Below are 22,620 nucleotides of genomic sequence, written 5' to 3'. Positions count from 1 at the left end.
CGGGGCGCGGCCAGGCCAGACCCACGACCGAGACCGGGGGCGCGGCCGGGACCGGGGCGCGACCGGGACCCGGGGCCACGACCGGGACCCGGGGCCACGACCGGGACCCGGGGCCACGACCGAGACCCGGGGCACGACCGAGACCCGGGGCACGGTCAGGCGCCTCGGCCGGCCTCGTAGGGGCGCCCACGGAGGCCGCCGGACCGTCGGTACGAGACCGATCCGCCGTTGACCGCCGCCGGCAGGTCACCCGGTCGATCCAGGCCCATGGCGGCTCGGCGTACCCCTTCACGCTGGGCGGCCAGACGGCGCTGCGCCTCTCGTCGGGCCGCGGCCCGACGGGCCTGCTCCCGGCGCACCTCGGCCTGCCGGGCGGCCAGCCAGGCGGCCTCCCGGGCCCGGGCGCGGCGGCGGCGACGCCCCGCGAGGGCCCGAGCCCGCAGGTGGACGACGTACATGGCCAGGAGCAGGAAGGTCACCCCGAAGCCGACCCAGAAGCCGGGGCTGACGAACAGCACGCCGATCAGCTCGACGACATTGAGGAGCAGCAGGGCGGCGAGCACCCGGCGGCGCCGGTACACGGCGGGGGTGTGCTGTCGGCGCGGCGGCGGACGGCGGCGGGACCGCTTCGGTGCGGCGGGTACGGCACGCAGCCGACCGGAGCGACGGGCGGCCGGGGGCGCGGAGACCGGCGCGCCCAACGTTCCAGTAGTCGAATCCTCACTGAGGGTGACGACTAGTGAGCGCGGAGGGTGAATGGGTCGCCGTCCCGGCACAGTGCGGCGCCGCCGACGGCGTTGGAGCACCCGCGCCGTCGACTGCGCCCGCTCCGCCACCAGCCGCTCGGTGGCGTCGTACCGGCGAACCAGCGCCGGGGCCAGGGCGAGCAGGCCGGCGGCGGCGAGGACGGCGAGGAGCACCGAGGTCGGCACCCTCACCCCTCCCGTCACCGAATTCGAAGCAACCGTCCTCCGACCGCAGGATCTTCCACCGATCGCGCTTGAGTGCGTGGATCGTCCGGCCGGGGAGCGCTTGCCGCAGCTTGCAGTTACTTGAGGTTACGGCGCACCGACCGGGATGCCACCGCGCCGCGCCGATCCCGTCCGTGGGACGGCGGGGAGGATGTCGGGAGACACCCCGCTACCGCGCGTTGGCGCGTACCCGGTGCCAGCGGGCCAGTAGACCTCCCTCGGCAGCGATCTCCTCACTCGTCATCGCGTACCCGATGTGGTCCCGCCAAGCGCCGTCGATGTGCATGTAGCGCACGTGGTACGACTCCTCGCGGAAGCCCAACTTCTCCACCACCCGCCGGGACGGCCGGTTCTCCGGGCGGATGTTGACCTCCACCCGGTGCAGCCCTCCCGGGCCGAACGCGTGGTCCACCGCGAGCGCGAGGGCCGTGGGGATCACCCCTCGGCCGGCGACCCGAGCGTCCACCCAGTAGCCGACGTAGCCGGAGCAGAGCGCCCTCCGCACGATGCTGCCCACGTTGATGTGCCCGACCAGCCGATCCCGGTCGGCCTCACGCAGGCAGACCGCGAACGGCATGCCCTCGCCCTCTCGGGCCGAGCGCCGTTGGTCCCGGTGCACCCACCGGAACGCGGACGGCGAGTTCATCTCGTCCCATCCGCCGGGCAGCGACGACTCCCAGGGGGCCAGCCAGGCACGGTTCGCCCGCCGGATCTCCGACCACGCCGCCGCGTCGGAGCGCCGATAGGGCCGCAGCAGCACCGGGCCGTCGGCCAGCTCCACCGGCCAGCCCGGTGATCGCGCGGGTCCGAAGAGACTCACCTGGACAGTCTCCCGCGCGGGACCGTGTCGCGCGCAAGTGGCCCGACGGCGCCGGTCGCACCCACCGCTACGGACCGCCGGCCGCTTGCCCGGCGACCCCGCCGCCGAGAGATTGACCGGGACCCGTCACCGGCGGCGGTCGAGCAGCAGGACGTCCACGGTGGAGCCGGCGGCGGCGGTGGTGACCCGCTCGCCGAGCACCAGCAGCCCGTTGGCCTCGGCCAGCCCGGAGAGGGTGAACGGCCCGCCGCTGAGCGGCTGGACGGTGTACCCGCCACCACGCCGCTCGGCGACGTGCGCCGGCCGGAACTCCCGCAGCCCCGCCGGGGACGACACGGTCTCCAGCAGGTGCGCCCGCACGCTGGGTCGGAACACCGGCTCGGCGCCGGCGAGCAGTTGGATGGCGGGGCGGGCCAGCACCTCGAAGCCGATCAGCGCGGCGCCCGGGTCGCCGGGCAGGCAGACCACCGGCACCTCCTCGGCGCCGACCGTGCCGAACCCGAGCGCGGTGCCGGGATAGAGCGCCACATCGGTGAAGGTGACCGGCCCCGCGCGACCGCCCTCACGGCGGGAGAGGATCCGGCGCACCATGTCACCGGGGCCGGTGCCGGTGCCCCCGGTGGTGATGATCAGGTCGGCGCGCAGCGTCTGGTCCTCCAGCAGCCCACGCAGCCCCTCGGGGTCGTCGTCGCAGATGCCCACCCGGTACGCCAGTGCGCCCACCTCGGCCGCCGCGGCGGTCAGCGCGTGCGAGTTCGCGTCCACCACCTGGCCGGGCTGGCTGCCCCGGCCCACGTCGACGAGTTCGTCACCGGTGGCCACGATGACCACCCGTGGGCTGGGCCGGACCACCACGTGCCCGATGCCGGTCGCCGCGAACACGGCGACCAGGGCCGGGGACACGTACGTACCGGCCCGAGCGAGCAGGGTGCCGGCGGGCAGTTCCTCACCGGCACGACGTACCCCGTACCCCCGTTTGGGGGTGCGGAAGATTTCCACCGCGGCCATGCCCTGGTCGGTCCACTCCACCGGAACCACGACGTCCGCGGCGACCGGCAGCGGCGCCCCGGCGGCCACGGAGAAGCACGAGCCGGGGGTGAGCCGGACCGGCCGCCAGCTGGCGGCGCCGAGATCGCCGACCACGTTGAGCCGGATGGTTCGTCCGCCGGGCGTGCCGGAAGGGGCCGGGACGTAGCTCGGCCCCCGACCCCCTCCGGAGATGTCCTCCCAGCGTGCGGCGTAACCGTCCACGGCCGCCTGGTCGAAGGCCGGGAAGGCGTGCGGCGCGACGACGTCCTCGGCGAGGACGTTGCCGTGCGCCTGGGTGAGGTCGAGGTCGAGCGGTGGCAGCGCGCGCAACCTGCGCAGCACGCTGCCCAGGTAGTCGGCGAGCGGCGTCAACTCGTTCGCGGCCGCCTCGGCGTCGGCCGTCGCGGTCATGTACCAGATCCGCCTGCCGCGTCGGCCTTGACGAAGTCGGCCAGCCAGGACCGGAACTCGGAGCCCAGATCGTCGCGCTCGGCGGCGATCTGCACCACCGTCTGGAGGTACCCCAGCGGCATGCCGGTGTCGTAGCGGGTCCCCCGGTAGACGATCGCGTGCACCGGGGTGCCCTCGGTGCGCAGCAACTCCATCGCGTCGGTCAGCTGGATCTCGCCGCCGCTGCCCGGCTTGGTCCGCCGGATCGCGTCGAAGATCTTGCCCGGCAACACGTAACGGCCGAGCACCGCGAGGTTGCTCGGGGCGTCCTCGGGCTGCGGCTTCTCCACCATCCCGGTCACCTTGACGACCTCTCCGATGTCGGTCAGCTCCGACTCGGCCGGCTCGACGGAGGCGATCCCGTACCGCTTGGTCTCGGCCGGGTCGACCTCGAAGAACGCGAGCACCACGCCGCCGGTGCGGGCCTGCAACTCCAGCATCGCCGGCAGCAGCGGCTCCGACGGCTTGACGAACTCGTCGCCGAGCAGCACCGCGAAGGGCTGGTCACCGACGTGCGACTCGGCGTACCCGACGGCGTGGCCGAGCCCGAGCTGCTCGGGCTGCCGCACGGTGTAGATCTCGGCCAGCTCGCTGGGCCGACGCACGGCGGCCAGCCGCTCGGTGTCACCCTTCTCCTCCAGCCTGGTCTCCAGGTCCGGGCGGCGGTCGAAGTGGTCCACCATCGACGTCTTACCCCGGCCGGTGATCAGCAACACGTCACCGATGCCGGCCTGGGTGGCCTCCTCGACGATGTACTGCAACACCGGCCGATCCACCACCGGCAGCAGTTCCTTGGGCACCGCCTTGGTGGCCGGCAGGAACCGGGTGGCCAGTCCGGCGGCCGGGATGACGGCCTTGACCGCCAGGGGACGGCCAGTTGCGGCGACCGTCGATGAGGGGTTCGCTGAGTGCTCCGACATGCCGCGAGACTATCGGCCACGGCTCTGCCGCGGCGGGTGTGGCCCAGAAGACGCGCCGCCACCCGGCCCCGGCCGCGCCGCGTCCGGGCCGGCCCGCGTCCCGCCCGTCGCGCTGTCCGCCGTGTCGTCGGCCGGGTCCGGTCGGGCGTGCGCCGGGCCTGCCAGCGACGATTCCGGTACGCCCACAGCCGGGTCGGGCCGGGCGGGCCCGCCCGGCTCCCGGATGGTCTGCACGGGCTGACCGGCGCGCGGCAGCCCGTCGGGTGGGCTCACCGCGCACGCGAGCACCGGGATCTCCCGGGTCGGCAGATCCGAGCGCACCTCGGCGACCCGGTACGTGTCGCGGCCGGCTGCCTTGGCCGCGTAGAGCGCGTCGTCGGCGGCCTCCAGCACCTCCCGGCCGGTGCTGCCGTGGTCCGGGAAGACGGCGATACCCACCGACACGGTCACCAGGACCGGCCCCGCGTACGTCTCAACGGCGATCGGCGTGTCGCGTACCGCCGCGCCGAGCCGCTCGGCCACGATCGCCGCGCCTCGCGCGTCGGTCTCCGGCAGGAGCAGCACGAACTCCTCACCACCCTGGCGGAAGGCCAGGTCGACCTCCCGGATCTCGCCCCGCACCCGCCGGGCGAACTCGGCCAGCACGGTGTCCCCCGCAGCGTGCCCGTACGTGTCGTTGACGTCCTTGAACCGGTCCAGGTCCAAGGCGAGGACGCTGAGCATCCGCCCGAAACGGCTGGCCCGTTCCACCTCCCGTCGGATCGACTCGCGCAGGTAGCGGTAGTTCCACAGCCCGGTGAGCGGGTCGGTGAGGGAGAGCCGCTGCGCCTCCTCGTGCACGCGCACGTTGTCCACGGCCACCGCCGCGTGGCCGGCGAAGGTGCGCAGGGTGGCCAGGTCGTCGTCGTCGAACTCGTCGGCGCCCAGCCGGTCGTAGAGGGCCAGCACGCCGAGCGCCGCCGACGCGCCGGCCTCGTCGGCCGACCCGGACGTTGCGCCGACGGTGGCCGTGGCACCGCCGCCCGGTGCGGCGAACGGGACCGCGACGTACGTGCGGCAGCGTGGCTCACCCGTCGAGGCCTCGGTCGGCTCCGCTCTCCCCCGCTGCGGTTCCCCGGTGGCGGCGACGGCGCCGACCACGCCGACGCCGACCGGCACCCGCAGCGACGGTGGCCCGCCCGCCTCGTCGTCCGGCCAGCGCCCGTCCAACCCCTCGGTGCACTGTGCGACGAGCACCCCACCGGTCTCCACCAGCAGCACGGCGCCGGCGCGTGCGCCGGTGGCCCCGATGGCACTGCGCAGAATCACCCGCAGGATGCGTTGCAGGTCGTGTGTGCTGGCCAGGGTGTCGCCGAGCACCGCGAGGTGCCCGCGCAACTGGTCCCGGTTGCTGGTCAGCGCCGCGACGTAGGACCCGGTCTCCCGGGTCATCCGGTTGAACGCGGCGGCCAGCCGGCCCAACTCGTCCCGGCTGCGTACCGGCACCCGGGCGGTCAGGTCGCCCTGGGCGACCCGGTCGACCGCACCGGCCAACTCCGCCAACGGCCGGGTGGTCACCCGGGCCAGCCGCCAGGCGGTCAACACGGCGAGCAGAGCGGCCAGCACGACCACCCCGACCAGCGTGGCGTGCAGTCCGGGTGGCCGTTCACTGGGCACGGAGAGGATCAGTGGCAGCGGCTGCGCGTCGGACGGCCCGAGCCGGCGCACGTACCTGCCCTCGCTGGTCTCGGTGACCTGCTCGCCCCGGACGGCGACGGCGGCGGCCAGCACCGCGTCTCGTACCTCACGGGACTCGGTCGTGTGGGTGACCCGCGCGGCGCTCGCCCCGCTGTCGAGCAGGGTGACCGCCACCCCGGTCACCGCCGCCAGCCGGGCCACGAAGGCCGGGTCGACCACGTGCGCGGCGGTCACCGTGCCCAGCCGGCTACCGCTGCGGTCGCGCAGGTCGACCTGGGCGGCCAGCGCACGGACCGGGCCGGTCGGGGTCTCGGTCGGGTTGCCGGTCGAGCCGGCGCAGTCCTGCCAGGGGGTCGACGGCGCGCCGGGTGAGACGTAGGTGACCTGCCCGGCGACGTCCGTGATCAGCACTGCGGCGGCGAGGCCCCGACCGACCAGTTGAGCGGCGCCAACGGCCGGGTCGGCGGTGAGGGCCACCGCGTCGGCGGCGGCGCGTAGCTGCTGGCAGAGCGCGTCGACCGAGGTACGCACGGTGGACGCCGCCACCGCCAGGCGCTCGGTGGAGCGACTGCGGTCGACCGCCCCGACGGTGGAGGCGACGAAGAGCGCGCCGAGCAGGACCGGGCCGAGCACCACCACGAGGAAGGCTGCCGTCAACCGCCCGCGTAGCGTCACTCGGTCCCCCCGGAAGTTCCGCCTCCGTTGCTTGCGATGCTGACACAGAGCAACCGTGGGAGAGGCGTTGCGTCAGGAGTGTTGCGTGCCGGAATTTTCTGATGAAGCGGAAGTGACCCGAGTGGCGAAGCGGGACACCCGCGCCGAGCTGCTCGCTCGCCGCCGGTCGCTGCCCGCCGCGACCCGGGCAGCCGCCGCCGGGCTGGTGCAGGCCGAGCTGGTCGCCCTGGTACGCCGGCTTCGCCCGCGCCGGATGACGGCGTACGTGCCGGTCGGCTCGGAACCGGGCGGCCATGACCTGCCCGAGGTCCTACGAGCGGCGCTGCCGGACGACGCCGAGCTACTTCTTCCGGTGCTCCTCGGAGACCTCGATCTGGACTGGGCGGCTTATACCGGGCCGGCTGCCTTGATCGCCGCGGGTCGGGGTATCCGAGAACCAGCCGGCGCCCGTCTCGGGGTGGCCGCCGTGGCGCAGGCGGAGCTGGTGGTCGTACCGGCTCTCGCGGTAGACCGCCTCGGTCGGCGGCTCGGACGCGGCGGCGGCTCGTACGACCGCGCACTCGCCCGCGTACCCGAGGCGACCCTGACGGTGGTGCCCCTGCACGACGGCGAGCTGGTCGAGGCGCTGCCGGTGGAGCCACACGACCGCCGGGTGCGCGCGGTCGTCACTCCCGCCGACGGGATGCGTACGCTTGACGGCGGCCCGGGTACGGCGCACGGTGTCGCGCCCCACACGTCCGCTGGACGAACCCGGGCCGAATGACGCACCATTGGCACTCGAATACGTCGAGTGCCAATTGGCCGAGCCCAGATCCGGAGGAGAACGTGCCCACGTACCAGTACGCCTGCACCGCGTGCGGTCACCAACTCGAGGCGGTGCAGTCCTTCTCTGACGAGCCGTTGACCGAGTGCCCGGCGTGTCCGGGGCGGCTGCGAAAGGTCTTCAACTCGGTCGGCATCGTCTTCAAGGGTTCGGGCTTCTACCGCACCGACTCCCGGGCGTCCGGCTCCGAGACGACGGCCGGCGGCACGACCAGCAAGCCGGCGAAGTCCGAGTCGTCCTCGGGTGACAGCTCGTCGTCCTCGTCGTCCGGTTCCTCCTCGTCGTCCGGGTCCTCCGGGGCCTCGTCCTCGTCGGGGTCGTCCTCGGGGTCGTCTTCTGGGTCGTCCTCGAACGGATCGAGCGGCGGCAAGGCGGCGGCGACCAGCTCCGCGTCCTGATCGTCGAAGGCCCGACCGATGTGGTCGGGCCTTCACCCACTCCGGCCCACCCGGCCAGGCCTTGATCCACTCCGGCCCACCCGGCCAGGCCTTGATCCACTCGGGTTTCAGGAAGTCGGTCTATCCCTGCTACCAGGACACCCCGGTTTCCTTGACCCCGAGTCGATCAAGGCGATTCGCCATAGCAAACCGAGCCGACGGATGGGCGTTATCCACAGGTCGGTCGGTTGTCCACAGGCGTCGACAGTGGGTCGGCAGAAGCGGCCCGAAACTGCCTAGCCTGCCGTCCATGGGTGCCGCTGCGGCACCCATGGGGAGGCGGCAGAGGCGATGGGCGATCCAGATTCCGCGCGGGCGTTGCGTCCGCTACGCAGGCTCACCCTGCCCCGCGGGCGTAGCCTGCTCCGAGCCGGTCTGATCGCCGCACTGCTCGGCCTGGCCGCGGCGGTCCTGCATACCCCCGCCGGATGCCCGCCCACCGCCGTGCCCGCCGACGCACCGTCGGGGCCGGTCGGGCCGAGCCGGCAGGTCGACGACGAGGGCCAGCCCTCCGACTCCGACCCCGCCACCGCAGGCACCAACCCGGACGGCTTCAGACCGAGCCCCGCCAACGCAGACCCGGGGTCAGTCCCAGTGCGGGGGGCGTTCGGCGAGCAGCCAGTCGTCGTTGCCGCCCGTCCGCTCGCCCCAACCACGGTCGGTGTCGTCAGAGGTCTGCTCGGGCAGCACCACGAAGTCTTCGCTCAGGTCGACGGGACGGTCGTCGTCACCACGCGCGCCCTGCGGGCCGGGGTTCTCGGTGCTCACGACCGGCAAGACTAGCGCAGCCGACCGCGCAGACCCGGGCCGTCGACGGTGGGCACGCCGGCCAGAAACGACCGGGCCGCCCGGTGTCGTTGGTAGCGTCGGACGGCGTGACGACCCCCAGCGGTGGCAGCACCCCGGACGACGACTACTGGCGACGGCCCGCCACCGGTGAGGACGCGGCGGCGGACCACCCGCCCGCCCCGCCCACGCAGACGCCGCCGACCGGGCCCGCCAACCCAGCCCCAACCGGACCCACCGCCCAGTCACCGACCGGGCACACCCCCAGCGGATACGCCAGCCCGACCCCGACCGGGCAGACCCCCAGCGGATACGCCAGCCCGACCCCGACCGGGCAGACCCCCAGCGGATACACCGGACCACCCCCGAGCGTGCCGCCGCCGACAGGTTGGCGTCCGCCCGTACATCTGCAGCCGGCGCCGCCGCGACAGCTGCCGCCGCAGGACATGGCCGACCTGGACGCGGCCGAGCAGCGCTCGCAGCGGGTCACCTACGGCTTCGGCGCGGCGGCCGGCGTGGTGCTGCTGGTTCTGCTCTGCCTGCTCTGTTCGCGAATCATGTTCTGACCTCTGCCGGGAGCCGTAGCTCAGCCGCACGCTCGCCGGGCAGCAGGTCAGCGGCTGTTGTCTGGCCCAGGCGGCCGGTCAGAGGGTGGTGCCCCAGACGGTCTCGGCACCGGAGTGGCCGGTCAGGTAGACGTAGACCAGGGCGGCGATGGCAAGCGCCACGACCGCTACCGACAGCACCGGGGTGACAAGTGCCGGCAGTTGCGGCACCCGGGGGTGCCCACTCGTCGCCACGAGCAGCAGGATGGCCACGATCCCGAGCGGCACGACGATGCGGAACAGGATGTCACCGTAGCGGGAGTGCTCGAAGATCTGGTCGAGGATCGGCCCCTGGAAGCCCCGGGCGACCAGTGCGTCGGTGAGCGCCTCACCCGACTCGACCGCGACGTAGGCGACGACCGGCGCGGCCACGGCGAGGAGGCCCAAGGCCCAGTCCAGCCGGTGCCGCCACCGTGGTAGCCCCACGTAGGCGATGGCCAGCACCGCCAGCAGCGGTACGAACACGACAACCGCGTGGACCACCAGGACGTGCACCGGCAGACCCAGGATCTCCTCGAACATCGAACCCCTCCAGGTGGATCATGATCAGGGGTGGTCAGCCGATGGTTCGCCGATCGTCCCCAGGCTCTCGACCGGACACACGCGCGGCGCGTCGATCGGGTTCACCCCTGCGGACCGTACTCCCGATCTTGTCCGGTTGTGTCGGTGGCCACCCGGGGCGGGCGACGGTTGTCGATGCCGATCGCGCGTGCTGTCATTGGCGAATGTCCGGTGCCGAGGAGTTGCTGCGGTCGAGGGGGCTGCGTGTCACGCGGCCACGCCTCGCGGTGCTCGACGTGCTGGCCGAGGGTGGCCACCTGGAGGTCGACGAGATCACCCGGCGGGTCCGCGAACGCCTCGACTCGGTCTCCACCCAGGCGGTCTACGACGTGCTCGGCGCGCTGTCCCGGGCCGGGTTGTCCCGCCGGATCGAGCCGGCCGGCAGTCCCGCCCGCTACGAGGCACGCGTGGGCGACAACCACCACCACGTGGTCTGCCGGGGCTGCGGCGAGATCGCCGACATCGACTGCGCGGTGGGCAGCGCCCCGTGCCTGGAGCCGAATGTCGCGCACGGGTTCGAGGTCGACGAGGCCGAGGTGACCTTCTGGGGTCTCTGCCCGGGCTGCCGGGCGCGCCGCTCTGCCGACGTCTGACCTGCGGCACACGCGCGGGCCCAGCGGCACACGCGGCACGGCGCGGTCGGCCCGACCGTGGCACTCTTGGGCGGTGGACTCCGATGACCTCGGCCTTTTCGGTCCGGGTTCGGTCACGTGGAAGGTGCACGAGGAGCCGATCCTGATCGTCGCCGGCCTGCGCTCGCTCTACCTCCAGGCGTTGCACCCGCGGGCCATGGCCGGGGTCGCGCAGAACAGCAACTACCGCACCGACGCCTGGGGCCGGCTGGTCCGCACCGCCACCTACGTGGCGACCACCGTCTACGGGACCACCGCCGAGGCGGAGGCCGCCGGGGCCCGGCTGCGCCGCCTGCACGACCGACTCCGGGCCACCGACACGCTGACCGGCGAAGAGTTCCGGATCGACGACCCGGACCTGCTGCGCTGGGTGCACGTGACCGAGGTCGAGTCGTTCCTCAGCACCGCCCGGCGGGCGGGGCTGCCGCTGAGCGACGACGAGGTGGACGGCTACTACACCGAGCAGCGCCGCGCCGCCGCGCTGGTCGGCCTGGACCCCACCACCGTCCCGGGCACCGCCGCCGAGGTCAGGGACTACTACCAGGGAGTACGGCCACAGTTGCGGATGACTCGGGAGGCCGCCGAGACGGCGTTGTTCCTCACTGCCCCGCCGCTGCCGTGGAAGCTCAGCCTGCCGGTCCGGTTGGGGCTCACTCTCGGCCCGCCCCGCTGGGCGTACCTGGGGATCGCCGGTACCGCGTTCGCGCTGCTGCCGGCGTGGGCGCTGCGGATGTACGGAGGTCTCGGTCTACCGACCACCGCGCTGTCGGCGGACCTGAGCGTGCGCGCGCTGCGGCTCGCGCTCGCCGCCGTTCCCCGCCGCTACCTAGAGGGGCCGTTGATACAGGCGGCCAAGGAGCGGGCCGCGCGCCGCACCAGTGCCCCGCTGGCCGGCTGACCTGCCCTCTTCGGCGGCTCGGGGATCAACCCTCAGCCGGCCGGTCCATCGCCGCCCACGGCTCCTTGCCCGGCACCTGCGCGCCCGCCGGGCAGTGCCGCCGGAAGTCGCACCAGCCGCAGCGCGGGCTGGGCGCCACCGGGAACGACTCGTCCGCGTCGGCGCCGTCCGCGGCTGCCCGTTCGGCCGCCATGATGTCGCGGGCCGTCTCCTCCGCGCGGGTCAGCTGCCGGGCCAGCGACTCGACGGTGTGGTCGTGGCCGGCGATCGTGCCGGTCGGCAGGTGGTGCAGCTCCACCCGGCGGCACGGCCGACGGAACACCCGCTCCGCCGCGTACGCGTAGAGCGCCAGCGCCTGCGAGCCTCGGGCGTCGTCCGTGTCCAGACCGGTGCGACCGGTCTTGTAGTCGACGATGACCAGCTCCGGACCCTCCGGCCCGGGCCGCGAGTCGATCCGGTCGGCGCGGCCGTTGAACGCCAACACGGCGGTCTTGACCGCCACGACCCGCTCCACGCCGAGCGGGTCGGAATCCGGCTCCAGCGTCTCGACGTACGCCTCCAGCCACCCCAACGCCCGCCGGTAGGCGGCCCGCTCCTGCTCGTCGTCGCGGTAGCCCTCGCGGACCCAGGTGCCCTTGAGCAGCGTGGCCAGGACCTCGGGGCGTCGCCGGTCAGCGGGCAGCGCATACCAGTTTTTCAGGGCGGTGTGCACGCTGGCGCCGAGCGAGTTGTGCGCCCACGGCGGGCCCTTGGGCGGGGCGGGCCGGTCGACGTAGGAGTAGCGGTAGCGGCGCGGGCAGTCCGCGTACGCGCCGAGCTTGCTCGGGGTGCAGACGAACAGCCGCTCTGGCATGCCCTCGAAGCCGAGCTGTTCGGCTTCGCTGGTGCGCTGCCGTGGGGCCCGGCCGCCGGCGGCCGGCCGCCCTGCTGATGAGGATCGTCGCACGCCTGCGATCCTGCCATCCGCCCCCGACATCGCGTGGGTGCCGTCAGGCCATGTTCACGTACTGCGTGACGAAGGCGGCCACCGCGTCGGCGATGAGCTGCACCGCGATCGCGGCCAGCAGCAGGCCGGCGATCCGGGTCAGCACCTCGATCCCGCCCGGCCGGAGGATCTTCACGATGCCGCCGGAGAAGCGCAGGACGATCCAGACGGCGACCATCACGGCGACGATCGCCACGGCGATCGCGGTGAATTCACCCAGCCCGTCGGCCTGCTGGACGAAGAGCATGGTGGCCACGATGGCACCCGGGCCGGCCAGCAACGGCGTCCCCAGCGGCACCAGCGCGATGTTGGAGGTGACCTGCTGGCTGGGGTCGTCGGCCTTGCCGGTCAGCAACTCCAGCGCGACGAGTACGAGCAGCAGCCCACCGGCCGCCTGCAACGCCGGCAGGTCCACGTGCAGATAGTCGAGCAGGGTCTGCCCGGCCACCGCGAAGATCACGATGACGCCGAGCGCCAACGCGACGGCCTGCCAGGCCGCCCGGTTACGGTCTCGGGCGGGCAGCGGGCCGGTCAGCGCCAAGAAGATCGGCATCATGCCCGGCGGGTCAGTGATCACCAGCAGGGTCACGAAAACCTCGCCGAACAGCTTCAGATCCACGTGATCAACCTAGCCGCGCCACGGTGGGCGAAATACCCGGATCAGCCCGAAGCGACCTCGGTCACCCCGGCGGCGACGATCCGCTCGTACGCCTCGACGCTGGTGCTGAACTCGCCGAGCTGAACGGTCTTGTGGGTGCCGTGAAAATCCGAGGAGCCGGTGACGAACAGGCCCAACTCGGCGGCGAGCGCCCGGACGTGCTCCCGCTCGACCGGGCTGTGGTCCTCGTGGTCGGCCTCCAACCCGGCCAGCCCCGCGGCGGCCAGCTCGACGATCAGCTCGTCGGGCACCACCCGGCCGCGCCGGGTGGCCCGGGGGTGGGCGAAGACCGGCACGCCTCCGGCCGCCCGGACCAGCCGGACCGCCTGGAACACGTCGATGTCCTCCTTGGGCAGCCGGTATCGCTCGCCCAGCCAGTCCGGACCGAACGCCTCCCGGGTGTTGGTGACCAGGCCGGCGCGGATGAGCGCCTGCGCGATGTGCGGTCGTCCCACGGTGCCGCCGCCCGCGCCGGCCAGGATGTCCGGCCAGTTCACGTCGATGCCGTCGGCCCGCAGCAGGGCGACCATCCGTTCGCCGCGCTCTTCCCGGGCGGCCCGCACCCGGGCCAGCTCGGCCACCAGTTCCGGGTGGTCCGGGTCGAACAGGTACGCCAGCAGGTGCAGCGGCACTGCCGGCTGCCCGCCGGACCAGCGGCAGGACAACTCCGCTCCCCGGATCAGACGGAGCCCTGGCGGCAGCGCGCCCACGGCCGGCGCCCAGCCCGCGGTGGTGTCGTGGTCGGTGATCGCCAGCACGTCCAGCCCGGCGTCGAAGGCCGCGCTGACCAGCTCGGCCGGGGTCAACGTGCCGTCGCTGGCCGTCGAGTGGGTGTGCAGGTCGATCCGGGGGGTGGAGCCGGTACGCGAGGTCACCGCCCGACGCTACCGAGGAAGGGGCGAGCCCGGCTCACATAGGTCGCCCCGTCATTCGGGTCAGAAGCTTTTAACCAGCACCGGTCGGTCCCCGGCTGGCACGCCGGGCACCGGAGCCGGGCTGGCCGGCTTTCCGGCCCGTACCTTGCCGACGTCGACCCGGACCAGCTCCCCGGTGCCGTCGAGGTAGGAGGCGTGGGAATCGTTGCTCCAGACGATCACCCCGGTCATCGGCGGCCCGGCCGCAACGGCTGTCGCAGTCGCCCCGAGCCGTTGCAGGTCGACCAGCAGCGAACGGCTGGCCTTGCCGATCCACCCGTTCACCAGCAGCCACCGCCCGTCGGGTGAGATCCCGCCGATTCCGTCCCGGCTGACGTCGAGACCGCAGCCGGTGCGTACCGGGTCCAGGTAGCGGGTCGGGGTCAGCACGGCCAGACACGTCCGACCGGGGTCGGTCGCGGCGACCTGCCCGACGAGCCGCCCGTCGGGCAGCCGCCCGTAGATGTTGAGGCTCTTCTGGTCGACGGCCTCGGGCAGTGGCCCGGCACCGGGCCGCCAGAGGGTGTGGCCGGCGTCGGCCGGGTCGGGTCGCACCAGCACGCTGTCCCCGACGAACCGGACGGGTTCCGCCGGGGCGGGCGCCGGCGTGCGCACCGCCCCGATGAGCTGGGTGCCGACCACGCCCGCCACCAGCAGGTCACCACCGTCGCGCCAGGCGACCTGTTGGCTGTCCGCGGCCAGGACGATGCTGCCCGCCCCCGCGAGCAGAACCTGCACCAGACCGTCGTCCTGCACCACCCACAGGGAGCGCCCGGCGGCACTCGGCGCGCCGACCACCAGCCAACCGCGACCGTTGGCCAGGGGCTGGGCACGTTCGGCCGGGCCGACCTCGGGCAACACCAGCCGCCGCCCGTCGGCGCTGACCAACGTCTCGCTCCCGAGCAGGGAGGTCGACGGGTCGGGCGCGGGGTCGGAGCCAGGATTGCTGGCCGTCGGGAGCGGCCGGTTCGACGGGTCCGGATCACCGATCACCACGATGGGTGACCCGTCCCGAGCGGTCTCGGCACCGAGTTGGGCCATGCCGGCACTGAGCAGCACGCTGATGACCGCCGCGAGGGCGAGGCCGGCCCCGGTACGCCGACGGCGGATCCGGTTCGCGCGGCGAATGGCCTGGCCGGCCGGATCGGCGCTCAGCGGCCGGGCAAGGGCGACCTGGCGCGAGAGCGTCTCCCGCACCGCACCTTCCAGCTCGTCAGGCCGCACCTGGTATGAACGCCGCGGGCCGTCCGTCAGGTTGTCGGGCCGGCCGGGAAGCCCATTCACTGCTGCTCCCCGGAGCCCGTGCCGACGGGCACGGCCGCCGGGGCGGTGGGCAGTACGACCTGCGGGCCGACCGGACGCGGCACCGCGGGGCGAGGCGTGGCCGGGCGAGGCACGGCGCGGCCGGTCGCCTGCCCTGGCCTGGAAGCCGTGGGGGCACCGGTGGCCGGGGGCCGCCCGGTCCGGACTCCGGAACCCGTCGTCCCGCTGGCACCGCCGGCGGCAGCCGACCCACCGGCAGTGGCCGACCGGCCAGCAGCGCCGGCGGCGAGGTCCGGTGCGTCCGCGCCCATCCGCCGACGCAGCGTGGCCAGCGCCCGGGACGCCTGGCTCTTCACCGTGCCCGGCGAGATGTCCAGCAGCGCGGCGGTCTGCGCCTCCGACATGTCCTCGTAGTAGCGCAGCACCAGCACGGCCCGCTGCCGGTTCGGCAGCTCCCGGAGGTGCCGCCAGAGCAGATCACGGTCGAGTTGCTGCTCGATCTCGTCGACACCGGCCCGCTCGGGCAGCACCTCGGTCGGGCGTTCACCGTGCCAGCGTCGCCGCCACCAACTGGTCGATGTGTTGACCATCACACGCCGGGCGTACGGCTCGACCGCCTCGATCCCACCGAGTCGCTTCCACGCGAGGTAGGTCTTGGTCAGCGCCGTCTGGAGCAGGTCCTCGGCCGTGGCCCAGTCTCCGGTGAGCAGGTAGGCGGTGCGTAGGAGCGCGGCGGAGCGGGCCGCGACGAACTCGCGGAACTGCTCCTCCAACGAGTCCTTGCTCGCCACCGCCCACCTCCACGCCCCTGCCGTCCTGGCAGAGTGCCACGTCAGAGGCGATCCGGTCCATGACGAAAGGTGCGCACTTGCTCCGATGTTCGGTCGAAAACCTTCACGCCCCGTCGTCGGCCTTGGCCTCGTCGGCCTCCTTGCCGAGCCGGGCCTCGACCGCCTGCGGCTCGTACATCTCTTCGACCACACGCAGGTAGAGCTCGTTCGGGTTGGGCAGATTCTTGATTTCGCGGAGCGCCTGCTCCTGGCCGGCGGACTCCAACACGAAGGTGCCGTAGTTGAGCGCTCGGCCGGTCGGGGTCTGCTCGTACTTCATGTCGGTCACCCGGACCAGTGGCATCATGGCGACCCGGCGGGTGATGATCCCGTTGACCACCATGACCCGCTTGTTGGTCAGGATGAACCGGTCATACCACCAGTCCGCGACCTTCCACGCCACCCAGCCCATCACGGCGAACCAGAGCAGCACGGCGATGGTGGTCAGCGCGCCGACGTTCTGCCCGGCGAGAAACCCGGAGAGGTAGCCGAGCACGAAGGTCGCCGCGATGCCGATCAACAGCGGCGTGGTGAGGTGGATCCAGTGCCGCTTCCACTCGCCCCGGTAGCGCTCGGTGGGGAAGAGGTAGCGGGCCACCAACGAGCTGGGCTCGTCTTCCAGGGGCAGCACCCGCCGGGGGGTCGAGCCGGTCGCGTCGGCACGCAACCCGGCCAGCTCGTCCTCGGAGATCTGTGGCGGCTGGTAGCCGGCCTCCGGATCACGGATCCACGCCCGACCCGAACGCCCCTGGCCGGCGTAGCCGGGCCCGTCGCCGTAGCCGACGTCGTCCGAAAGGGACGGACCGTCGGACAGGCCGGGCCCGGCCCCGTAGCCCGGGCCGCCATCAGGCCCGATCCGCGGGATCGGCTCGGTGTCACGCTCGCGGCGTTCCCGGTCGGGGTCGTCCGGGTCGAAGGGTGGACCTGAGGGGCTGCCCATCGGCGGCTAGGCGACGAGGCTGGTGAAGAAGTCGCCAAACCCCTGGGCGATGTCCATGATCCCGCCGCCGAGCGACTTGAACACGTCCGCCGCAGAGTTTGGCCGGTAGGCGACGAAGAAGATCAAGAATGCGATTCCGGCCCAGGTGAGGACCTTCTTGACCATGGCGGGCCATCCTCTCGCGCGGCGCCGGGTCCCATTACCGCAGCGGCACCCAGAGTATCAGTGTGGTGTCGTACAGTGAATATCTGCGTCCGTTCTCCGTCAATCCGGGAGAGTTGTCAAACTCTCCCGGGTAGATACGGAGACGGTGCGCCGTACACGAGTTCGGGCGGAGTCCACTCGGTCAGGTCGTGTAGCACGACATCTTCCGCGAGCAGGTGACCCGCACTCGCCGGCCAGGCTATCGCATGGAGCCACATTCCCCGAGCCTCGCCCGCGTACGCGCTTCGATCCGTTGGAGAATTCACCAACCACAGTGGAGTAGGGTGCCCGCCGACCTTGATCTTCGCCTGTCCGACGTGGTCGGGATGACCCGGCCCCGGGTCGGTCAGCGCATCGGTCAACTCCGGCCCCGGATCCGGGCCGCTCAGCCCGGCGAGCCGGGTGCCCAGGCCGACACCGGGCTCCTCGGCCACGAAGACCAGATCGGCCGGGCCACCGCCGAGTGGCGCCGGACCCGCGCAGGCCACCGCCGTCGCCCGCACTCCCGTCCGGTCGTCCCCGGCGTACGCCACGCCGGTGAGTGTCCACCCGGGCGGCAGCGGCCACGGGCACCACAACGGCGTCACCGGCGCATTCGCGGTCGCGGTGATCCGTTCCACCACGCTCGCCACGATCTCCGCTCCGATGTGCTCGGGCACGTGCAGCGGCGGCACCGGGCCGCAACGCACACACCTCGAGTCGGTGTTCATCAGATCCGGCGCCCGTACCGGGCCCCCGCATCTCGGACAACTCACCGCGACACTCACATCCCCACCGTCTCCCCGCACCGCCGGCACGTCAAGCCGGAACGTCCGATTCGGCACCGGACGTGGGTCAGTCCGGCGGCGCGCCGGCGTGGGCGCGAATCCAGGCGTGCATCGCGATGCCGCTGGCCACACCCGCGTTGATCGACCTCGTCGAGCCGTACTGGGCGATGGAGTAGAGCTGGTCACAGGCGGCGCGGGCCGGCGCGGAGAGCCCCGGCCCCTCCTGCCCGAACAGCAGCACGCACTCCCGGGGCAGGGTGCCCGTCTCCAGCGGACGCGACCCGGGCAGGTTGTCGATGCCGAACACCGGCAGGTGCCGCTCGGCCGCCCAGGCGACGAACTCCTCGATCGTCTCGTGGTGCCGCACGTGCTGGTACCGGTCGGTCACCATCGCCCCGCGCCGGTTCCACCGTCGCCGTCCAACGATGTGCACCTCGGCGGCGTTGAACGCGTTGGCGTTGCGCACCACCGTGCCGATGTTGAAGTCGTGTTGCCAATTTTCGATCGCGACGTGGAAGCCGTGCCGGTGCCGGTCCAGGTCGGCGACGATCGCCTCGTGCCGCCAGTAGCGGTAGCGGTCGACGACGTTGCGCCGGTCCCCCTCCGCCAGCAGCTGGGGGTCGTAACGGGGGTCGTCCGGTGGGTCCCCCGGCCAGGGGCCCACGCCCACCTCAAGCTGGTCGTCGGTCACGGTCATCAGAGGGTACGGACCGGGTCGGCGCCCGGCGCGACGACCTGCCGGGTCAGCCCAACCCGAGGGCGGCGCCGAGCCGGTCGAGGAAGCGCCGGTCCGCTGGGCTGGCCGGTGGGTCCGCCCGGCGCGCGGCGACGCCGGGCACCGCGCGACAGACCCGGGCCGCGACCGACTGCACCCATTGGCGGTACGCGGCCGAGTCGGCGGGATCGGCCCGCCGCGACAGGACCCGGCTCGCCGCCCGACAGGCGGCCAGCAGGTCCACCAGGTCGGTGAGTCGCTCGGCGGGTTGCGGGGTGCCGTCGTGGCGGGCGTAGATCGCGGCCACAACCGCGCGGACCAGATCGCTGTCGGAGGCTCGACCGGCGGCCACGGCGTCCAAGCCGGCCAGGCCCGCCATGACCCCTCGTTCGGTACGGCCGGGGCCGGGAGCCGCGGCGGCCACGAGAACCCGACCGGGCAGGCTGGTGAGCAGATCCCATTCGGCGGCGGAATAGACAGCGGTGGTCAAGGGTGCGGCTCGGCGGCCGGCAGAGGGCGGCTCTCCGGCGACGGAGTGGCTCATCGGAACCTCCGGCGTCAGCATATGCCCCAAAAAACGGGAACAGGGCCCCTTCCCCAGCACGAGGCGGGGAAGGAGCCCGGAGGCCGGTGCCGGTGCGCCCGCCGCGACGATCAGCGCGGCTCGGGGAAGCTGGGCCGTTCGGGATCCACTCCGCCGGGGACCGCAGTGGCCGCGTACTCCCGCTTGGGGACCATGACCTTGCGCCGGAAGACGCAGACCATCGTGCCGTCCTGGTTGTAGCCGCGGGTCTCCACCGACACCACACCCCGGTCGGGCTTCGAGCCGGACTCACGCTTGTCCAGCACCGTGGTCTCGCCGTAGATGGTGTCGCCGTGGAAGGTCGGCGCGACGTGCCGCAGCGACTCGACCTCCAGGTTGGCGATCGCCTTGCCGCTCACGTCGGGCACCGACATGCCGAGCAGCAGCGAGTAGATGTAGTTGCCGACCACGACGTTGCGCTTGAACTGGCTGGCCGTCGCGGCGTAGTGCGCGTCCATGTGCAGCGGGTGGTGGTTCATGGTGAGCAGGCAGAAGAGGTGGTCGTCGTACTCGGTGACGGTCTTGCCCGGCCAGTGCCGGTAGACCGCGCCGACCTCGAACTCCTCGTAGTAGCGACCGAACTGCATCCTGGTCCCTTCGACGGGCGGCGATGAAGTTCGGCACAGCATGCCTTACCGGTGGTTAAGGCGACCGGCGGGGCGCGAGGGCGGCGGAAATGTCACACCGGCCACTCACCCGAGGGGAGACGCAATGAGCGGCGGGGCCCTCCCCGGCACCCGCCGCCCACGCTCTGATGCGAGGAATTCTGCCCTACGCCTGCGTAGGTTCAACAGAGATCGCGGTCACATTTATCTTTTTGTAACACTACTCTCGGTGACGATTCGAAGGGTGATCAGCGATCTCCGCAGGCCGGATACCTCCTTGTCAAGCGTCAAGTTACCGATTCGTAGAGCTCAATCGGGTGGATCTCCCTGGAAACGCTCCCATTACGGCAGGTCACGCAAGTGCGTCATGCACTTGCGTTCCGCAGGTCAGGTGCGAACAGACGTACATCGATGATCCCGAGCCCCCCAGCAGCCCCGAGCACGTTTCGTGCCGCACCGCCCGGGAATTCGATACGGTCAGCCCTGGTTCTACGGGACGTAGACAAACCGCGGTGATCGGAGAGTGCAATGGCAACCGTTGAGCTGACCTCGGCGAACTTCGACGAGGTGACCGGCAACGACGGCATCGTCTTGGTCGACTTCTGGGCCGACTGGTGTGGTCCGTGCAAGCGGTTCGCCCCGGTCTACGAGCGCTCCTCGGAGAAGCACCAGAACATCGTCTTCGGCAAGGTCGACACGGAGGCTCAGCAGGAGCTGGGCGCCAAGTTCGACATTCGCTCGATCCCGACGATCATGGCGATCCGGGACGGCGTCATCGTCTTCGCCCAGCCGGGCGCCCTTCCCGAGTCCGCGCTGGAGAACCTGATCGAGCAGGTCGAGGCGCTGGACATGGACGACGTCCGCAAGCAGCTGGCCGAGCACAACCACTGAGTCGTCCGCACGACGACACGCGAGGCCGGGCCCGACACGGGCCCGGCCTTCGTCGTACCCGCGCATGATCACCTTCCTGGGCAGGCCAGACTGACCGTCGGAGGGACCCGACGCCGCCGGTACATCCCGTATCGTCACGACCCGATGGAGAATCTGACCACCCGCGGGCGCGTGACCCGGCTGGGCGCGACCGCAGTCGGTCTCGTCCTGCTCGTCGTCGGCACCTTCTGGGGCAGCGACGACGACTTCCCGTTCGGCCCGTTCCGGATGTACTCCACCTCGAACCCGCCGAACGCGCCCGCACCCGACACCCGCGTCGAGGGGGTGAACGGCTCCGGGACGGTGATCGACCTGGACCAGGACGCGACCGGTATCCGGCGCGCCGAGATCGAGGGTCAGCAGGCCCGATACGCCGCCGACCCGACGCTGCTCACCGAGGTCGCCAACGCGTACGCCGAACGCCACCCGGACGCCCCCGCGCTGATCGAGGTCCGCATCGTCATCCGCTGGCACGGCATCCGCGCCGGCCGCCCGACCGGCCGACACACCGACGAGACCGTCGTCCGCTGGCAGGCTCCCCGATGAGCCGCTGGCTGACCGAGGCCGTGCCCCGGGGCCGGGTGGCGGCGTTCCGCACCCTGATCTACCTGTTCGTCGCCGCCGACCTGGTGATCTTCACTCCCTGGGTACGCACCCGGGTCAGCGTGCCCGGCGACCTGTACCAGCCGCTCCTCATCGGCCGACTGCTCCCACTGCCGACGCCTACCCCGACGCTGGTGGCGGTGATCTTCTGGGCGTTGCTGCTGCTCGCCCTGCTCGCCGCGACCGGACGGGCGCCCCGACTGCTCGGCTGGGCGGTCTGCGCGCTGTACCTGGAGTGGATGATCATCGCGATGAGCTACGGGAAGGTCGACCACGACCGGTTCGGGCTACTCGTCGCACTGGCCGTGCTGCCCACCGCCGGCCGCGCCCGGCACGGCGACACCACCCGCACCGAGGCTGGCGGCTGGGCGCTGCGCGTCACCCAGATCGCGGTGATCTGCACGTACTTCCTGGCCGCCTTCGCCAAGCTGCGCTTCGGCGGCCTGGACTGGCTGACCGGCTCGGTCCTGGCCCGCGCGATCATCCGGCGCGGCACCGACCTGGCGGACCTGATCGCCCAGGTGCCCTACCTGCTGATCGTCGCCCAGTTCGGCATCGTGGCGTTCGAGCTGCTGAGCCCGGTGGTCTTCCTGCTGCCGCCCCGCTGGCGACTCGCCATGGTCGGCTTCTTCTACTCGTTCCACGCGGTCACCATCGCGACCATCACGATCTCGTTCGCGCCGCACCTGGCCGCGATGACGAGCTTCCTACCGCTGGAGCGGGTCCGCCCGCTGGTCTGGGCACGCCGGCTGGTCCGCCGCGACACCCCCGCGTCAGCGACCGACGGCCCGCCACCGAGCCCGGCGGACGTCGACACCGGGCCGGTGCCGCCCGGCCAGGGCCCGGTGGGAGCTGGCGCGGAGCGGGCGCTCGACGATCAGGCTCCGGTGGTCGGGCGACCCGCCGGCCCGTAGAGCCGCTCCCGGGCCTCCTGCGGCAGCGAGCAGGCCGCCGTGCCGCCCGGCAGGCGGTGCCGGTTGCGCGCCACCCAGCGGTACACCGGCCAGGCGGCGGCACGCGCCGGAGGAAACCGCAGGCCGGCACCGGCGGCCCGCCAGAGCGGACCACTCGCGGCGAGGAGCTTCGCGATGGCGTCCGGACCGGCCGCCCGCGAGCCGTCCGCGCCGACCCACTGCACGGCCTCCTCGCACTCGGCGACCGTGAGGCCGAGCGCGTCCAGATCGGCGAACTGCCAGGGCACCACGCGCGCGGCGGTGGGGATGCGGCGCTCGATGAACTCCGCACAGCTCGTGCAGAACGCGCAGTCGCCGTCGTAGACGAAGGTCGACGTCTCCATGGCGTCCATCCTCCCCTCTCCGCCCCGCCGAACACCCACCGG

Annotated in this window: 27 protein-coding genes and 1 pseudogene; 8 read left to right on the top strand and 20 right to left on the bottom strand. The window is 72.6% G+C overall.

Features of this window, described 5'->3' with window-relative positions:
- Positions 1-155: 155 nt before the first annotated feature.
- The 5 genes from ACIBF8_RS00925 to ACIBF8_RS00905 all read right to left on the bottom strand — a co-directional run bounded on the left by ACIBF8_RS00925 (position 156) and on the right by ACIBF8_RS00905 (position 6,542).
- On the bottom strand, positions 156-938 hold the full coding sequence (locus ACIBF8_RS00925; RefSeq protein WP_396780263.1) for a hypothetical protein: 783 nt from the start codon (positions 936-938) through the stop codon (positions 156-158).
- 202 nt (positions 939-1,140) lie between these two features.
- Positions 1,141-1,791 (bottom strand): GNAT family N-acetyltransferase, encoded by a 651-nt coding sequence (locus ACIBF8_RS00920; protein WP_396780262.1) that lies wholly within the window; start codon positions 1,789-1,791, stop codon positions 1,141-1,143.
- Between the two features lie 126 nt (positions 1,792-1,917).
- Complete coding sequence (gene glp / locus ACIBF8_RS00915; protein ID WP_030329151.1) at positions 1,918-3,231, bottom strand: gephyrin-like molybdotransferase Glp; 1,314 nt, start codon at positions 3,229-3,231, stop codon at positions 1,918-1,920.
- Complete coding sequence (locus tag ACIBF8_RS00910) at positions 3,228-4,190, bottom strand: UTP--glucose-1-phosphate uridylyltransferase (protein WP_396780260.1); 963 nt, start codon at positions 4,188-4,190, stop codon at positions 3,228-3,230. Before ACIBF8_RS00910 ends, glp begins: the two co-directional genes overlap by 4 nt.
- A gap of 9 nt (positions 4,191-4,199) precedes the next feature.
- Positions 4,200-6,542 carry a diguanylate cyclase gene (locus ACIBF8_RS00905; protein ID WP_396780259.1) on the bottom strand — a complete coding sequence of 781 codons (2,343 nt, stop codon included), beginning with the start codon at positions 6,540-6,542 and terminating at the stop codon, positions 4,200-4,202.
- 85 nt (positions 6,543-6,627) lie between these two features.
- On the opposite strand from ACIBF8_RS00905, the gene ACIBF8_RS00900 reads away from it, so the two are divergent.
- Positions 6,628-7,305: a 5-formyltetrahydrofolate cyclo-ligase gene (locus ACIBF8_RS00900; RefSeq protein WP_396780258.1), complete on the top strand. Its 678-nt coding sequence runs from the start codon at positions 6,628-6,630 to the stop codon at positions 7,303-7,305.
- Positions 7,302-7,508, top strand: a pseudogene (locus ACIBF8_RS00895) (FmdB family zinc ribbon protein); the annotation flags it as partial. The gene ACIBF8_RS00900 and the pseudogene ACIBF8_RS00895, both read left to right, overlap by 4 nt.
- A 14-nt stretch (positions 7,509-7,522) precedes the next feature.
- On the opposite strand, the gene ACIBF8_RS00890 reads toward ACIBF8_RS00895, so the two are convergent.
- Together ACIBF8_RS00890 and ACIBF8_RS00885 are read right to left on the bottom strand one after the other, a co-directional pair.
- Positions 7,523-7,735, bottom strand: coding sequence for a hypothetical protein (locus ACIBF8_RS00890; protein WP_396780712.1), 213 nt, complete (start codon positions 7,733-7,735; stop codon positions 7,523-7,525).
- A 652-nt stretch (positions 7,736-8,387) separates the two neighbouring features.
- On the bottom strand, positions 8,388-8,570 hold the full coding sequence (locus ACIBF8_RS00885) for a hypothetical protein (RefSeq protein WP_396780257.1): 183 nt from the start codon (positions 8,568-8,570) through the stop codon (positions 8,388-8,390).
- Between the two features lie 107 nt (positions 8,571-8,677).
- On the opposite strand from ACIBF8_RS00885, the gene ACIBF8_RS00880 reads away from it, so the two are divergent.
- Entirely contained in the window at positions 8,678-9,154 is a 477-nt protein-coding gene (locus ACIBF8_RS00880; RefSeq protein WP_396780256.1) for a hypothetical protein, read from the top strand.
- A gap of 78 nt (positions 9,155-9,232) precedes the next feature.
- Here ACIBF8_RS00880 and ACIBF8_RS00875 read toward each other — a convergent pair whose 3' ends face one another.
- Positions 9,233-9,715: a DUF2231 domain-containing protein gene (locus tag ACIBF8_RS00875; RefSeq protein ID WP_396780255.1), complete on the bottom strand. Its 483-nt coding sequence runs from the start codon at positions 9,713-9,715 to the stop codon at positions 9,233-9,235.
- A gap of 203 nt (positions 9,716-9,918) precedes the next feature.
- On the opposite strand from ACIBF8_RS00875, the gene ACIBF8_RS00870 reads away from it, so the two are divergent.
- Both ACIBF8_RS00870 and ACIBF8_RS00865 read left to right on the top strand, forming a co-directional pair.
- Positions 9,919-10,347: a Fur family transcriptional regulator gene (locus tag ACIBF8_RS00870; protein ID WP_396780254.1), complete on the top strand. Its 429-nt coding sequence runs from the start codon at positions 9,919-9,921 to the stop codon at positions 10,345-10,347.
- 73 nt (positions 10,348-10,420) lie between these two features.
- Positions 10,421-11,284: an oxygenase MpaB family protein gene (locus ACIBF8_RS00865; RefSeq protein ID WP_396780253.1), complete on the top strand. Its 864-nt coding sequence runs from the start codon at positions 10,421-10,423 to the stop codon at positions 11,282-11,284.
- 25 nt (positions 11,285-11,309) lie between these two features.
- On the opposite strand, the gene ACIBF8_RS00860 is transcribed toward ACIBF8_RS00865, so the two are convergent.
- The 11 genes from ACIBF8_RS00860 to ACIBF8_RS00810 all read right to left on the bottom strand — a co-directional run bounded on the left by ACIBF8_RS00860 (position 11,310) and on the right by ACIBF8_RS00810 (position 19,730).
- Complete coding sequence (locus tag ACIBF8_RS00860; RefSeq protein ID WP_396780252.1) at positions 11,310-12,260, bottom strand: RecB family exonuclease; 951 nt, start codon at positions 12,258-12,260, stop codon at positions 11,310-11,312.
- 13 nt (positions 12,261-12,273) lie between these two features.
- Positions 12,274-12,888, bottom strand: coding sequence for a MarC family protein (locus ACIBF8_RS00855; protein WP_396780251.1), 615 nt, complete (start codon positions 12,886-12,888; stop codon positions 12,274-12,276).
- A gap of 41 nt (positions 12,889-12,929) precedes the next feature.
- Complete coding sequence (locus ACIBF8_RS00850; protein ID WP_396780250.1) at positions 12,930-13,802, bottom strand: PHP domain-containing protein; 873 nt, start codon at positions 13,800-13,802, stop codon at positions 12,930-12,932.
- 60 nt (positions 13,803-13,862) lie between these two features.
- The gene (locus ACIBF8_RS00845) at positions 13,863-15,125 is read right to left on the bottom strand and encodes a hypothetical protein (RefSeq protein ID WP_396780249.1); all 1,263 of its coding nucleotides are present in this window, start codon (positions 15,123-15,125) and stop codon (positions 13,863-13,865) included.
- On the bottom strand, positions 15,122-15,895 hold the full coding sequence (locus ACIBF8_RS00840; protein WP_396780248.1) for a SigE family RNA polymerase sigma factor: 774 nt from the start codon (positions 15,893-15,895) through the stop codon (positions 15,122-15,124). The genes ACIBF8_RS00845 and ACIBF8_RS00840 overlap by 4 nt, the downstream gene beginning before the upstream one ends.
- A 103-nt stretch (positions 15,896-15,998) precedes the next feature.
- Entirely contained in the window at positions 15,999-16,874 is an 876-nt protein-coding gene (locus tag ACIBF8_RS00835) for a PH domain-containing protein (protein WP_396780247.1), read from the bottom strand.
- Positions 16,875-16,880: 6 nt separating this feature from the next.
- A complete protein-coding gene (locus ACIBF8_RS00830) occupies positions 16,881-17,039 on the bottom strand; it encodes a hypothetical protein (RefSeq protein WP_007455302.1) in 159 nt (52 codons plus the stop codon).
- A gap of 116 nt (positions 17,040-17,155) precedes the next feature.
- Complete coding sequence (locus ACIBF8_RS00825; RefSeq protein WP_396780246.1) at positions 17,156-17,833, bottom strand: DUF6758 family protein; 678 nt, start codon at positions 17,831-17,833, stop codon at positions 17,156-17,158.
- Positions 17,834-17,912: 79 nt separating this feature from the next.
- Positions 17,913-18,536, bottom strand: coding sequence for a TrmH family RNA methyltransferase (locus ACIBF8_RS00820; RefSeq protein ID WP_396780687.1), 624 nt, complete (start codon positions 18,534-18,536; stop codon positions 17,913-17,915).
- 52 nt (positions 18,537-18,588) lie between these two features.
- Positions 18,589-19,125 carry a hypothetical protein gene (locus ACIBF8_RS00815; protein ID WP_396780245.1) on the bottom strand — a complete coding sequence of 179 codons (537 nt, stop codon included), beginning with the start codon at positions 19,123-19,125 and terminating at the stop codon, positions 18,589-18,591.
- Positions 19,126-19,214: 89 nt separating this feature from the next.
- Positions 19,215-19,730 (bottom strand): MaoC family dehydratase, encoded by a 516-nt coding sequence (locus ACIBF8_RS00810; RefSeq protein WP_396780244.1) that lies wholly within the window; start codon positions 19,728-19,730, stop codon positions 19,215-19,217.
- A 546-nt stretch (positions 19,731-20,276) separates the two neighbouring features.
- Here ACIBF8_RS00810 and trxA point away from each other — a divergent pair.
- From trxA to ACIBF8_RS00795, 3 genes are all read left to right on the top strand, one after another.
- Positions 20,277-20,639, top strand: coding sequence for a thioredoxin (gene trxA / locus ACIBF8_RS00805; RefSeq protein WP_030329190.1), 363 nt, complete (start codon positions 20,277-20,279; stop codon positions 20,637-20,639).
- A gap of 144 nt (positions 20,640-20,783) precedes the next feature.
- A complete protein-coding gene (locus tag ACIBF8_RS00800) occupies positions 20,784-21,224 on the top strand; it encodes a hypothetical protein (protein WP_396780243.1) in 441 nt (146 codons plus the stop codon).
- Entirely contained in the window at positions 21,221-22,195 is a 975-nt protein-coding gene (locus ACIBF8_RS00795) for an MFS transporter permease (protein WP_396780242.1), read from the top strand. The genes ACIBF8_RS00800 and ACIBF8_RS00795 overlap by 4 nt, the downstream gene beginning before the upstream one ends.
- Here the strand turns inward: ACIBF8_RS00795 and ACIBF8_RS00790 are convergent.
- Entirely contained in the window at positions 22,159-22,578 is a 420-nt protein-coding gene (locus ACIBF8_RS00790) for a thiol-disulfide oxidoreductase DCC family protein (RefSeq protein ID WP_396780241.1), read from the bottom strand. The genes ACIBF8_RS00795 and ACIBF8_RS00790 overlap by 37 nt on opposite strands.
- Positions 22,579-22,620: the final 42 nt, after the last annotated feature.

The organism is Micromonospora sp. NPDC050276, assembly GCF_044459545.1.
Lineage (GTDB): Bacteria > Actinomycetota > Actinomycetes > Mycobacteriales > Micromonosporaceae > Micromonospora.
The sequence above is the reverse complement of the archived record's forward strand: the minus strand, read 5'-3'. Positions and strand labels throughout refer to the sequence as shown.

Coding starts and splice junctions, on each gene's coding strand:
- glp (WP_030329151.1), bottom strand. CDS start 3,231: ATGACCGCGACGGCCGACGCCGAGGCGGCCGCGAACGAGTTGACGCCG.
- ACIBF8_RS00910 (WP_396780260.1), bottom strand. CDS start 4,190: ATGTCGGAGCACTCAGCGAACCCCTCATCGACGGTCGCCGCAACTGGC.
- ACIBF8_RS00875 (WP_396780255.1), bottom strand. CDS start 9,715: ATGTTCGAGGAGATCCTGGGTCTGCCGGTGCACGTCCTGGTGGTCCAC.
- ACIBF8_RS00870 (WP_396780254.1), top strand. CDS start 9,919: ATGTCCGGTGCCGAGGAGTTGCTGCGGTCGAGGGGGCTGCGTGTCACG.
- ACIBF8_RS00860 (WP_396780252.1), bottom strand. CDS start 12,260: ATGTCGGGGGCGGATGGCAGGATCGCAGGCGTGCGACGATCCTCATCA.
- ACIBF8_RS00835 (WP_396780247.1), bottom strand. CDS start 16,874: ATGGGCAGCCCCTCAGGTCCACCCTTCGACCCGGACGACCCCGACCGG.
- ACIBF8_RS00830 (WP_007455302.1), bottom strand. CDS start 17,039: ATGGTCAAGAAGGTCCTCACCTGGGCCGGAATCGCATTCTTGATCTTC.
- ACIBF8_RS00815 (WP_396780245.1), bottom strand. CDS start 19,125: ATGCTGACGCCGGAGGTTCCGATGAGCCACTCCGTCGCCGGAGAGCCG.
- ACIBF8_RS00810 (WP_396780244.1), bottom strand. CDS start 19,730: ATGCAGTTCGGTCGCTACTACGAGGAGTTCGAGGTCGGCGCGGTCTAC.
- trxA (WP_030329190.1), top strand. CDS start 20,277: ATGGCAACCGTTGAGCTGACCTCGGCGAACTTCGACGAGGTGACCGGC.
- ACIBF8_RS00800 (WP_396780243.1), top strand. CDS start 20,784: ATGGAGAATCTGACCACCCGCGGGCGCGTGACCCGGCTGGGCGCGACC.
- ACIBF8_RS00795 (WP_396780242.1), top strand. CDS start 21,221: ATGAGCCGCTGGCTGACCGAGGCCGTGCCCCGGGGCCGGGTGGCGGCG.
- ACIBF8_RS00790 (WP_396780241.1), bottom strand. CDS start 22,578: ATGGAGACGTCGACCTTCGTCTACGACGGCGACTGCGCGTTCTGCACG.